The sequence below is a fragment of the Viridibacillus arenosi genome (assembly GCF_001955655.1).
GTDB classification, from domain to species: domain Bacteria; phylum Bacillota; class Bacilli; order Bacillales_A; family Planococcaceae; genus Viridibacillus; species Viridibacillus arenosi.
Map to the genome: position 1 here is coordinate 233161 of NZ_MSPW01000003.1, position 12180 is coordinate 245340.

At 36.0% G+C, this 12180-nt stretch carries 12 protein-coding genes and 2 riboswitches; of the genes, 2 read left to right on the top strand and 10 right to left on the bottom strand.

Annotated elements, in window-relative coordinates; all coding sequences use genetic code 11:
• Nucleotides 1–22: 22 nt before the first annotated feature.
• The 8 genes from BK137_RS07760 to BK137_RS07795 all read right to left on the bottom strand — a co-directional run bounded on the left by BK137_RS07760 (nt 23) and on the right by BK137_RS07795 (nt 8457).
• Nucleotides 23–949: a DUF4430 domain-containing protein gene (locus tag BK137_RS07760; RefSeq protein ID WP_051448621.1), complete on the bottom strand. Its 927-nt coding sequence runs from the start codon at nt 947–949 to the stop codon at nt 23–25.
• A 74-nt stretch (nt 950–1023) separates the two neighbouring features.
• Nucleotides 1024–2595: an Ig-like domain-containing protein gene (locus tag BK137_RS07765; RefSeq protein WP_038181636.1), complete on the bottom strand. Its 1572-nt coding sequence runs from the start codon at nt 2593–2595 to the stop codon at nt 1024–1026.
• 188 nt (nt 2596–2783) lie between these two features.
• Nucleotides 2784–2976, bottom strand: a riboswitch (cobalamin riboswitch).
• Between the two features lie 160 nt (nt 2977–3136).
• On the bottom strand, nt 3137–3295 hold the full coding sequence (locus BK137_RS07770; protein WP_038181633.1) for a hypothetical protein: 159 nt from the start codon (nt 3293–3295) through the stop codon (nt 3137–3139).
• A gap of 150 nt (nt 3296–3445) precedes the next feature.
• The gene (gene panF / locus BK137_RS07775; RefSeq protein WP_179078258.1) at nt 3446–4891 is read right to left on the bottom strand and encodes a sodium/pantothenate symporter; all 1446 of its coding nucleotides are present in this window, start codon (nt 4889–4891) and stop codon (nt 3446–3448) included.
• On the bottom strand, nt 4891–5157 hold the full coding sequence (locus BK137_RS07780; protein ID WP_038181624.1) for a YhdT family protein: 267 nt from the start codon (nt 5155–5157) through the stop codon (nt 4891–4893). The genes panF and BK137_RS07780 overlap by 1 nt, the downstream gene beginning before the upstream one ends.
• Nucleotides 5158–5646: 489 nt before the next feature.
• Nucleotides 5647–6438: a putative hydro-lyase gene (locus BK137_RS07785; RefSeq protein ID WP_038181617.1), complete on the bottom strand. Its 792-nt coding sequence runs from the start codon at nt 6436–6438 to the stop codon at nt 5647–5649.
• Between the two features lie 22 nt (nt 6439–6460).
• Nucleotides 6461–7681 (bottom strand): NRAMP family divalent metal transporter, encoded by a 1221-nt coding sequence (locus BK137_RS07790; protein ID WP_038181616.1) that lies wholly within the window; start codon nt 7679–7681, stop codon nt 6461–6463.
• 14 nt (nt 7682–7695) lie between these two features.
• Nucleotides 7696–8457 carry a LamB/YcsF family protein gene (locus tag BK137_RS07795; RefSeq protein ID WP_038181613.1) on the bottom strand — a complete coding sequence of 254 codons (762 nt, stop codon included), beginning with the start codon at nt 8455–8457 and terminating at the stop codon, nt 7696–7698.
• A gap of 210 nt (nt 8458–8667) precedes the next feature.
• On the opposite strand from BK137_RS07795, the gene pxpB reads away from it, so the two are divergent.
• Together pxpB and BK137_RS07805 are read left to right on the top strand one after the other, a co-directional pair.
• The gene (pxpB, locus tag BK137_RS07800; protein ID WP_038181611.1) at nt 8668–9393 is read left to right on the top strand and encodes a 5-oxoprolinase subunit PxpB; all 726 of its coding nucleotides are present in this window, start codon (nt 8668–8670) and stop codon (nt 9391–9393) included.
• Entirely contained in the window at nt 9390–10385 is a 996-nt protein-coding gene (locus BK137_RS07805; protein ID WP_038181606.1) for a 5-oxoprolinase subunit C family protein, read from the top strand. Before pxpB ends, BK137_RS07805 begins: the two co-directional genes overlap by 4 nt.
• Before the next feature lie 143 nt (nt 10386–10528).
• Here BK137_RS07805 and BK137_RS07810 read toward each other — a convergent pair whose 3' ends face one another.
• Together BK137_RS07810 and BK137_RS07815 are read right to left on the bottom strand one after the other, a co-directional pair.
• Entirely contained in the window at nt 10529–10984 is a 456-nt protein-coding gene (locus BK137_RS07810) for a GNAT family N-acetyltransferase (RefSeq protein ID WP_038181604.1), read from the bottom strand.
• A gap of 54 nt (nt 10985–11038) precedes the next feature.
• On the bottom strand, nt 11039–11776 hold the full coding sequence (locus tag BK137_RS07815) for a cyclase family protein (protein WP_038181602.1): 738 nt from the start codon (nt 11774–11776) through the stop codon (nt 11039–11041).
• Nucleotides 11777–11854: 78 nt separating this feature from the next.
• Nucleotides 11855–11950, bottom strand: a riboswitch (SAM riboswitch).
• Nucleotides 11951–12180 lie beyond the last annotated feature (230 nt).

Sequence of the window (12180 nt, forward strand, 5' to 3'; positions counted from 1 at the left end):
GCATAGTACTCCTCTTTAATCATTATTTACCTATGTCGCGACCTAGATCAACAGTGTATTGGAATTGAATATTGTCTCCATTTTTCACAGTAACTGCGCTAACCCCATAACTAGGGAACTGACCGTTTACAGAATACATCCAGCCACTTAGATCACCTGCATCAAATTCATATAAATGATTCATGCCTTCAATATAGACCGACCCATATTGATTTTCACCCGCTCCTTCATACTCAAGATGAATACCATGTTCATTTGTCGCACGTCTTAAAATAGACCAAACCGTTTCATCTTCGTTTAAGATTTCATATTTAGTTGACTTTAAAATAACGCCGTTTTTTGGGACGTATTTTTCACTTTGTAATGCAGGTTTTAACATATCCCAATGTGTCAGCAATGTTGTAGCACTAATGGAGATGGTCACATATTCTTTTTTCTTTTCATCTTCTTTATTAGGCTTACTTGGCTTTTGAGCGACGTTATTATTTTCGGGTTTTTTATCTTTGTCTGGCTTTTGATCTTTTGACGGTGATTTATCCTTAGATGGAGCTGGACTTTTATCTGGCTTCTCTTTATTTGAACTAGTCGAAGTATCGTTACTAGGTGTTTTCGAAGTTGGTGTTGATTCAGTTTTAGATGTGCTAGTTGGTTGATCTTTTTTTGGCGTTACCTCTGCTTCATTTTTTTGTTCCTTTTGCTTTGTTTCTGTCTTTTTCTCTTCTTCTTTATTTGGCTTTTCAGCATCTATTGTTGAATCCTTTTCTATTTCTTCCTTTGTTGATTCTTCACCTTTATCTCCTTTAACGATTACCTTAGTCTCACTTGCTCCATAAACACTTTGTTCTTGCTCAGTTTGATTATTATATTCTTCAACTGATTGAATCTTACAGCCAGTGATAATGATCAATGAGAGAATCATCATTAGCCATAATGGTATTAATTTTTTCATATATCGCACCTCTTCTTATAGATGGGAATAGGGTGCTGGAGATAAACTCCAACACCCTTCCTATATATTTCAAGTTATTTCGTTTTAACCGTTACTTTTGTCACGTTACTTTTGTTACCAGCCTTGTCTTTGGCATAGACTGTTAATTTAGTATTAGCCTTTTGATTTTTAATTTTAACAGTAAATTGCCCCTTACTATTTACAGTACCTTTACCGATAGACGTTTTACCTTTTAGTACATACACTTTTGCACCTTTTTCAGCTGTACCAGTCACTTTATTAGTCGACTTTGTTACTTTTTTAACTGATGGTGCTTTAGGAGCCGTTTTATCAGCTACTTTTAATGTGAATGCTTTGCTCTTATTTTTAGATGCATCTGTAACATAAATTTTCAATGTTGAATTAGCTTTTTGCTTTTTGATTGTTAAAGAGTATGTGCCTTTTGTAGATGCAGTAGTTGATGCTAGTAGCTTAGAGCCGTTATAAATCGTAACTTTCGCTCCTGCTTCAGCTTTGCCTTTAACAATTGTTGTTTGATCACTAACTTTATTAGCTGTTGCTACTTCAGGTGCTGTAATGTCAAATTTAAGTGACTCTGCAGCATCAGACATATCATAAATACGGTTTTTGCCTTTTACAAAGCGGTCATATGCAGCAAGTGCACGTAATCCTTGATCTGAAGACATTAAGTTTGGAATTTTAAGTGATAAACCGCTTTTTAATCCACCTGTAGCACTATCTACAAAACTTACTAGGTTAGAAACAGCCCAGTTACCATTACCTTTGACGAAACGTGGATCCGTCTTTGGATTTGTTTGATTAGACGTTAAATTGATGATGAATTGAGATACCGTTTCAGGGCTGTCACCTTTTGCCCACTCTGAGTAGAAACCACCTTGTTCACCTAGTTCTTTACCTAAATAATCATTTGCTTTTTCAACTGCTGCTTTTACCTTGTCATCCTTTGTATAAGGTGCTAAAGCCGTAGCCGTCATTGATGTTGAATCTTTATCAGATCCATAATCTAGAGCCCACGCAAATGATCCATCTTCAAATTGATCTTTTACTAAATCATTTACTAATTTAGTTCTTGTAATCTCTGCATATTTCGATTCCGTTGATAAATCATAATTTTTCGTATCAATAGCATTTAAGAAATGAAATTTATTCCCATTAGTTAATTTTTCTGCTTTTTCTGTAGCTAAATATGTATCATACATAGACTTAACTAAATCATATCCCCCAATATTACGTGGATCTTTGTTGATTGCTGTTAGTGCAATAATGACTTTTGAATATTTACCAACGTCTTCAGAGATTTTGCCATCTTTACTTTTAACCTCTTTGACTAGATTATTGTAATAAGTTTCATAGTATTTAGATGGAACTGGTACGCTAGCACGAGCGAAATCAGTTACGTAGTCTTCATCACCAAATGATGGATTCGGCACTTGTTGTAGTAAAAATGCCGCTGTTGAATTTAGAACGTTTTTATAACTGACATCTTTCGCTGGTACTTGAACTGTCGCTGACGTATTTTCTGCAGCGTTTACTGTCGACAATTGTCCTGGTAGTTGTGAAAACGCTAATAAACTTGCCATACCGATTGGTGCTGCCCATTTTCTTACCCATTTACTTTTGTACATGTTGAAATCCCCCATATCTTTTTGTGAATTATTAGTAGTTTTCACTTCAAAAGGATACAAAAAAATGTAAAAGGGCAAAAAAATATCCCTTTACACAATGCAAAGAGATTTTGGACGGCGAAATGCCAGAAAAATGTACAGTTATATACAAAAAGGCCTTCGATGCTCCAAATCTCCCCCTCGAAGATTGAAACTACATTATAAAAGCAGGTCTCCTGGCTTGTGTATCTATTTACTCTTGTTCCTTCCCAGCGCATTATACATGCACCAGTGGTTTGCAACAATTTCATCCACACTTACAGTAGCGGGGCTGCATCGGATTTACACCGATTTCCCTTTTAGCTTATGATCAACATAAGCACTCTTATAAGAACTATTTAATTGTCTATTAATCTAAAGTATTTCATAAAAGTTTTAGAATGTAAATTAATATTTTTTATTGTATTAAAATTCAGACTTTTTCGTATTAAAACAATAAAAACATAATAAAACCCTACCTGTTTTTAGCAAAGGGTAGGGTTTTTATAAAATTACTATGGCATCAGACTTCGTAATCATCGCTTCCCTTCGTATGTTGATTGAATGCGTTTAACTGCTCTACTGTTAAGTTTCTCACGTAAAGATAAAAATTCATCGACTCCATACCATAATTTTCACAAGCTAGACAATACGTTTCATAACCTTCTCTATACATTTCCATGTGGATACCCTCCTGTTATATAACAAATTAATTATTTTTTATTACTATATAACAGCCAGAGTTATCTGTCAATTGATTCATCAAAAAATATTTACCGTTTTTTCAACATAAAAACACCAAACTTTTTAATTGAAAGTTTGGTGTTTTATATTAAATAATCGATGTCCCAGTCTTAACTTTGTCCTTCGTAACAAGACTTACTACAACAAATGCTACTAAAGATAAGATAATCGGCAACGTAACCGTATGCATACCTAATACACTTGGCATTATTTGATCAATGTAGATATAAGATGAAATCCCGATAATCATCGATGCAATTGCACCGTATTTGTTTCCTGTTTTCCAGTAGAGACCAAATACAACCGGCCATAAGAATACAGATTCCAATCCACCGAAAGCAAATAAGTTCAGCCAAATAAGTAAATCTGGTGGACGTAGAGCTACTAGTACCACTGCTATCCCAATAACTGTAGTCACATAGAAACTTGCTTTTTTAATCTGTGCATCTGATGCAGTTGGTTTTATATAGTTTAAGTAAATATCCTTTACCACAGTTGAACTTACTAAAATAAGTAAAGCATTGACGGTAGACATAATGGCCGCCATTGGAGCAGCTAGAACAATTCCTGCTAAATAAGGGGGTAATACTTTTAGCGTTAGTAAAGGCATCACTTTATCGCCTATTTCTACGCCTGGTAATACTGGACGTGCTAGTACACCGATTAAATGCATGCCAAACATAACTGTAGCAAGTGCAATTGTGCCAATGATAATGGCTGTATGCATGCCTTTTGAGTTTTTATATGACATGGCACGAACGGCAATTTGAGGTAAGCCAATAACACCTATCCCAATTAAAATCCAAAATGTCGAAACATATAATGGCGTTAAACTACGATCTGCCCCATAAGGAGATACAAGGTTTGGATTTTCAGCTACTAAATCACTCATGATATTCGATATTCCACCACCAGCAATAACCGTAGCGACAAGTAAAATAACTGTCCCAATGACCATTACAGAACCTTGTACTGCATCTGTTAATGCTACTGCACGGAAACCGCCAATAATCACATAAATTAATACAGCACCTGCAAAGATAAACAATGCAGTAGAATAGTTTAAGCCTGTTAATGACTCAATTAATCGCGCTCCACCAATCCACTGAGCTGCCATAGAAGCAAATAAAAATAAAATAATACTGATTGCAGATACAATGACAACTATTTTGCTTTGATATCGTTCTCGTAAAAAATCAATTAGTGTTATTGCTTGATATTTACGTGCAATAATTGCAAATTTTTTACCGAGAATCATTAGAACGAAGTAACCTGCTGGTAACTGTGCCATGGCCAAAAGTACCCAACCGAGGCCTGTATTATAGGCAACACCTGGTCCACCAATAAAACTACCAGCACTTCCGTAAGTGGCCATCATTGTCATCGCAAGTAAGAAGCCACCCATTTCACGTCCGCCAAGGAAATATTCTTGCAAGAACGAATTTGATTGCATGACTTGGCGATTCGCCCATATCCCAATTCCAAAAATAACTACTAGAAAAACAACTAATGGAATAATCACTTGCCAATGTATCATTTGTGTTCACCCTCCTCATCGTCAAATGGCACATCTTTGAAGAGGAATTTAATGACGAAAATTATAAGGATGACCATGAAAATAGTACCTGCAATACAGCTATAGAAAAACCACGCTGGAAAACCAAGTACATATGTATAAGAAGACGGATCTCCTGATCCCATCCCATAAGCAAAGCCAAACCAAATACTAAAATTGATGATTACAAGAATCACCCCAATGATGGCTTCACGATGCGCAATCTTAAATCGCTTATCATTCATATAACAATCTCCTTTGTGAAGAATCACAACATATTAAAAATAAGTTGCTTTTATAATAATACGTTCTCATTTAAAAAATTGAAAGTATAGAGTTTAGATTACATAATATTATTATGTAAACTAAAGAAATAAGTATTATTTTTGTATAAAAACATTAAATTATAATAAATGGTAATTAATGCTATGATGGTTTATTTCCGAAGTAGCTAAGAGGAACCCTATTTACTCATTTAGGTTGAGGGGTAAAAGAAGGAATACCTTTAAAAACAACAAACTGGCAACTACAAGATGTAATTCAACGTTATCTAGAACAAGTTAGAGGTGGCATCCCATTTGGCGCTGAGCAAGCTAATTTCAAGTATAAAGTGGTTCACCACTTTATACTTGAAATATTGGACATAGATTGTGGATTTAGTGGCATAAAATAAGCTAAAGATATATAAAAAAGCGCCCTTAAGTTATGTTTCTAACTTGAGGGCGCTATAAAACTTAAAGTACGCTTAAATTATCATCTTTTAAATCACTAATGAACATGCAGCCTGGTCCGTGCGTAATCATTATAGCTGGTTTACTTTCCATCGCTACAGCTTGAGGCGTAACACCACAAGCCCAAAATACCGGAACCTCATCTTCTTTGATCGTTACAGCATCTCCAAAATCAGGAGTATTTACATCTGTAATCCCAATTCGGCTTGGATCTCCGATATGAATCGGTGCGCCATGAACATCTGGAAAGCGAGAAGTAATTTGTACAGCTCGGATTGCATCGGCATGTTTCATAGGACGCATACTAACAACCATTGGGCCTTCGAAAATACCTGCTTTTTCACATGGGATATTCGTTTTATACATAGGTACATTACAGCCTTCTTCTATATGTCTTACTGGAATACCACTTGCAAGAAGTGGTGTTTCAAAAGTGAAGCTACATCCTAGTAGGAAACATACCATATCATCTTCCCAATAATCTGTAACATCGGTTACTTCTTCAGTAAAAACACCATCACGATATATTCGATATCTCGGAATATCTTTGCGAATATCTGCATCAGATGCAATAGAGTTAGGTGTATATGACCCAATATCGGATACATCTACTAGTGGACAAGATTTTGGATTGCGTTGACAGAATAATAAGAAATCATAAGCATACTCTTTCTTTAAAATCACTAAGTTTGCTTGCGTATAGCCTTTAGCCATACCTGCTGTTGGTCCAGTCAATTCACCATTTCGAATTAATGCTCGAATAGCATCTGGAGTCATCGTATCGTATTGTGTCATCACAATTCCCCTTTCTTTTTCACTAGCTAAATAGTTTTGGTAATTCGATAATAAGTGTACGAACGCTAAGTACAGCCATAACAACTACAACAAAAATACCAGGGATGGTTAACCACATCGGATGCTTATAATTACCAACAACATCTTTTTTATATGCTGCGATCAATAACGTACCAAGTGCAAGCGGTAAGATTATTGCATTGATTGCTCCTACTAAAACTAGAATTTTCACAGGTTTACCAACGAATGCAAATGTGATAGTTGATACAACGATAAAGGCGATAATTACCCAGTTATGATATTTTTCAATTAATGGATGGAATGAACGAATAAATGATACTGATGTATATGCAGCACCTACTACAGAAGTAATAGCTGCAGCCCACATAATAACACCAAACATACGATAACCGATTTCACCTGCAGCTAATTTAAAGACAGAAGCCGGTGGGTTAGCAGGGTCAATTGCTAAACCTTGGTGTACAACACCTAATACTGCTAAAAACAGAGCTACACGCATAATACCTGTAGCAGCAATACCCGTTACAGAACTCTTTGTTACATCTGGTAAAGATTCTATACCTTTAACACCTGCATCAAGTAAGCGGTGGCCACCGGCGAATACAATGTAACCACCAACTGTTCCTCCAACTAAAGTTACGATTGATAAAATATCCAGTTTTTCAGGTGTAAATGTATTAGCTAATGCATCACCAACTGGAGGCGATGTTGTAAAAGCAACGTACATCATTAGTAAAATCATGATAAAGCCAGCTGCTTGTGCAACCTTATCCATCGCTTTACCTGCCTCTTTTACAAGGAAAATGAAAATTGCAAAAATTGCACTTATTACTGCACCCGTAATCGGATCTAAGCCGAGCATAGCATTTAATCCTAGACCAGCTCCTGCAACGTTACCAATATTAAATGCTAGACCACCAATAACAATCATGATGGCTAATACAATACCTAAACCAGGAAGTACTTTGTTGGCAATCTCTTGACCACGCATACCTGATACTGCGATGATACGCCAAACATTCATTTGAGCAAAGACATCTAAAATAAGTGAAACTAAAATAACAAAGGCAAAACTAGCACCTAATTGTTGTGTAAAGACCGTCGTTTGTGTTAAAAACCCTGGTCCAATCGCTGATGTTGCCATAAGGAAAGCAGCTCCTAATAAGACGCTGCGTCCTACTTTCTTTCTCCCTTGCCCTTGATCTAAGTTAACCTTTGTCATATGAAAACCCCTTTTTATACGTGAAATGCTTGAACGTTGATGTTGTTTTTCTCCAATGTGTTTCGAATATATTTTGCAAATGCAAGAGCATGTACTCCATCCCCATGGATACAAACAGTGTCCGCTCGCAATAATACTTTCGTTTGTTGTTGAGACTCAATATAGCCTTCTTTGACCATCGTTACGACTTGATTTACAGATTGTTCTTCGTCTGTTACTAAAGCATCTGATTGTGTACGTGAAGTAAGTGATCCATCCGCTTGATATGTACGATCAGAAAATACTTCATGAACTGTTTGGAGACCAAGTTTTTCTCCTGCCTTCGTTAACTCACTTCCAGCTAATCCAAATAACACAAGTTCAGGTGAGACATCATAGACAGCTTGTGCTATAGCCTCAGATAATGCCTGGTCTTTCGCAGCCATATTATATAAAGCTCCGTGAGGTTTTACGTGCTGCATTTTCTCTCCACAAGTAGATAAAAACCCTTGTAGTGCACCAATTTGATATACGACCATGTCATAGCCTTCTTGAGGAGTAATTTGCATTGGGCGACGTCCAAAGCCATTTAAATCTGGTAATCCAGGATGAGCACCAATTTTTACCCCTTTTGCAATAGCCATTTTAACAGTTTCCCTCATCACTGTTGGGTCTCCGGCATGGAAACCACATGCTACATTAGCTGAAGTAATATAATTTAAAATCTCTTCTTGTTCCCCTAGTTTGTATTGACCAAAACTTTCTCCTAAATCGCAATTCAAGTCTACACGAAACATTTTCTCAGCCCCTTACTAATTGAAAATCAATTTAATGTCAGTTTTTCTAACACAAAATTTATATTATCACTAAATCATTATTCTGAAAACATTTATTTTTGAACTTTCTCACTATAGTGAATTATCAAATGTAAATATCTTACTTGTCATTTACCTTTATGTATCTATATGATTATAATGTTTAAAACGCAAAATGAGGGGTTGTACACTATGGGAGAAGAATTTAAACATGTGAAATTTAAACCTTTAGGAGATTCAGCAGTGATGGTTCAAATCGGAAATACGATTGATCCATCGAACTGTACTATCTTACAAAATTTAGCATCATTGCTTGAGGAACAGCCATTTGAAGGTTTTATTGAAGCTGTTCCAGCATATACAAATATTACAATCTACTACAATCCTTACACTCTTTTTAAGGTTAATGGAAATGTAACATCATATAGCTTTGTATGTCAGTATGTGCAACAACTGATCACTCAAATGACAACAGTTAAACAACACACGCAAAGAGTAGTTGACATTCCCGTTGTCTATGGTGGTGAATACGGCCCAGATTTAGAATATGTAGCCAAAATCAATGGCTTAACGACTGATGAAGTCATTCAATTACATAGTGCGAATGAGTGTCTTGTTTATATGCTTGGTTTTGCACCTGGCTTTGCTTTTATGGGAGGCATGAATGAAGCTATAGCAACACCTCGAAAAGAAACACCTAGACTTGCCATTCCCGCACTTTCGGTTGGGATTGCAGGTAAACAAACGGGAATTTATCCATTTGAAACACCTGGTGGCTGGCAAATTATCGGTCGTACACCACTCGATTTATTTTTACCAAATGAAACACCTCCTTCTCTTTTACAAGCAGGTGATTGTATTCGCTTTAAACCAATATCAGAAAAAGAATACAAACAATTGAAGGAGACAAGATCATGACAGTTACAATCGTTAAACCTGGTTTATTAACTACCATCCAAGATTTAGGGAGATTCGGGTCACAAAAATATGGAGTCATCGTTAGTGGAGCTATGGATGCTTATTCATTAAGAATTGCGAATATTCTTGTAGGTAACCTAGAAAGTGAAGCCGTAATTGAGGTTTCATTATTTGGGACTGTATTACAATTTAATGATGACCACCTAATTGCACTTACAGGTGGAGATTTAACTGCAACGATTAATAACGAACCAACACCACTTTGGCGTCCATTTATTGTGAAAAAAGGAGACGTATTAAAGTTTAAAAGAGCCCACAAAGGTTGTCGTGCTTATGTAAGCTTTGCTGGCGGTATTCAAGTTCCTACTGTAATGAATAGTAAAAGTACATATTTAAAGGCGGGCATGGGCGGATTTGAAGGCAGAGCATTACAAAAGCAGGATGAAGTAATTATCGGACCTTATACTAAAAAAAATAAAGAAATACATCAATATGCAATACAACTAGTAGGTCCTGCTTCGTGGTCTGTAAATTACAACGAATTAATCTCATTAAATCAACAACAAACAATACGAGTGATGCCTAGTACTGAGTGGGATAGTTTTACCACTGAAAGTCAGCAGTGCTTAACAAACAACTCCTACACGCTTTCTACAGAGGCTGATCGTATGGGGTACCGCTTTGAGGGACCAGCATTATCTTTGACAGAGAAATTCGAATTATTATCAGAGGCTGTTACGTTTGGTACCGTTCAAATCCCACCTAGTGGTAAACCGATTATTTTAATGGCTGATCGCCAAACAACTGGTGGTTACCCGAAAATGGTTCAAGTCATTACTGCTGATTTAGCTAGCCTTGCACAGTTACAAACAGGTGCTAAAATTCATTTCGAACTAGTAACATTAGAAGAAGCTCAACAAGCATTAATAGCAAATGAGCAAAAAATAAAAACCATTGCTGCTGCTATTCGCTGTTCTGCAAAGCTTTCTTAATATTAAAAAGAGTGCCTTGTATTGTCCAACTAAAATATAGAAGAACAAAAAGAAAAAGCATGTTTTGAATGAAGATTATTCAAAACATGCTCTTATTGTTTTTTATTTAATCTTTTTGTTAATAGAATGATTAATCAATATACTTATAACTCTAATGTCATAAATACACTATTCGGCTCCTCAATGTAATTAGAAAATGGCCTACAATATTGAAACCCATTTTTCAAATACAGCTTCTTTGCGGGTTCAAAAGCCTCCATTGAACCTGTTTCTAAACTTAAACGCTTATAATTGCGGTGCCTAGCCTCTTCAATAATATGCTCAAGCATACGCCCTGCAACGCCTCTCCGTAAGTATAATGAAGAAGTACGCATGGATTTTATTTCACCATGGTGTGCATCCAGTTCTTTTAGTGCTCCGCAACCAATTAATGCACCGCCTTCCCATGCACTCCAGAAAGTAATTTCTGTTTTTTTCAATTCCTCGATAGTTAACGCATGTATACTTTCTGGTGGAGAATTTAGTGCCATACCTTGAAGATGCTCCTCCAACAACGCTTTAACTTCATCTCTTGATAAATCATCAATTTTAATATCCAAAGAGTTCACCTTCAGTTTCAATTATTCATTTGCTAGTATTTTTTAGATGAATATTTAAGGCAGAATAGCAAATGATCGAACTGGGAAGCCAGAAGCCTTCTCAGGTTTAGGAACGATGTTAAAGATGACAGCCCCTTTTGCAGGTAGCTGGTCTAGATTAGTAAGCAACTCTACTTGATATGTATCTTGTTCCAATACATATAGTTCACCTAGTAATGCATTGTTTTGACGGTATAAAATGCTAGAATCCGTATCAAAAGTTTCATGCCCTACTGCTTTGATATGACGCTCTTCAAACAAGAACTTAAGTGCATCTACTGACCATCCTGGTGCATGTGGATTTCCATCTGCATCAAAGTTATTAAATGCTTCAACATCAGGCCAACGTTTGCTCCAATCCGTACGAAGAGCAACAAATGTACCTGCCTCAATTTCTCCATGTTCGGCCTCAAATTTCAAAATATCTTCAACTGCAATGGTGAAATCATGATTTTCTGCTGCATCTTTAGAATGATCTATTACAACAAGGGGCAATGCAAGCTCTTTTAAATCTAATTCTTCTAAATAACGAGCATCACGAACAAAGTGAATAGGTGCATCTAAATGTGTTCCATACTGTCCAGCAAATGCAAAATTCTGAGCAAAAAAGCCATCATCATGTGAAAATAGAGTTGTTTTTTCTAACCCTTTAAATGCGTTGAAACGTGGTGTTTCTGCTCCAAAAGTATGTGTTAAATCAATCCATTTCTTTTCCTTTAACGTTTGTAGTGCATTGATTAATTCTGTTGACATATCCATCACCTCATCATTTTTTTAAAACAAAAAAACCTCTCCTTGATAAGAAGAGGTTGGCGATATGTCCATGCACTCTTCTTATCTTCAAGCATACGCTTCTGGAATTAGCACGGTACATCGTCCGTTGCTGAGATTTCATAGGGCCAGTCCCTCCACCTCTCTGGATAAGAAAAAAGTTATTTTGTTGATTCTTAATTTACAACTTTAGAAATCTATTGTCAATGAAAATTTTAGAAAATTCTTTATAATATATGACTCTTATAATCAATTATGATAACTTTTCCTTCTAAATTAAAGGCATCAGATACGATTCTAGCCTCGTTTGATACCAAATACTATCCATCTAGCATCTATATCTTCATTCACATATTCTTTATTGTTGTATTCTATATTACTTAATG

Coding starts and splice junctions, on each gene's coding strand:
- BK137_RS07790 (WP_038181616.1), bottom strand. CDS start 7,681: ATGACAAAGGTTAACTTAGATCAAGGGCAAGGGAGAAAGAAAGTAGGA.
- BK137_RS07815 (WP_038181602.1), bottom strand. CDS start 11,776: ATGTCAACAGAATTAATCAATGCACTACAAACGTTAAAGGAAAAGAAA.
- BK137_RS07760 (WP_051448621.1), bottom strand. CDS start 949: ATGAAAAAATTAATACCATTATGGCTAATGATGATTCTCTCATTGATC.
- pxpB (WP_038181611.1), top strand. CDS start 8,668: ATGGGAGAAGAATTTAAACATGTGAAATTTAAACCTTTAGGAGATTCA.
- BK137_RS07785 (WP_038181617.1), bottom strand. CDS start 6,438: ATGACACAATACGATACGATGACTCCAGATGCTATTCGAGCATTAATT.
- BK137_RS07780 (WP_038181624.1), bottom strand. CDS start 5,157: ATGAATGATAAGCGATTTAAGATTGCGCATCGTGAAGCCATCATTGGG.
- BK137_RS07805 (WP_038181606.1), top strand. CDS start 9,390: ATGACAGTTACAATCGTTAAACCTGGTTTATTAACTACCATCCAAGAT.
- BK137_RS07765 (WP_038181636.1), bottom strand. CDS start 2,595: ATGTACAAAAGTAAATGGGTAAGAAAATGGGCAGCACCAATCGGTATG.
- BK137_RS07795 (WP_038181613.1), bottom strand. CDS start 8,457: ATGTTTCGTGTAGACTTGAATTGCGATTTAGGAGAAAGTTTTGGTCAA.
- BK137_RS07770 (WP_038181633.1), bottom strand. CDS start 3,295: ATGGAAATGTATAGAGAAGGTTATGAAACGTATTGTCTAGCTTGTGAA.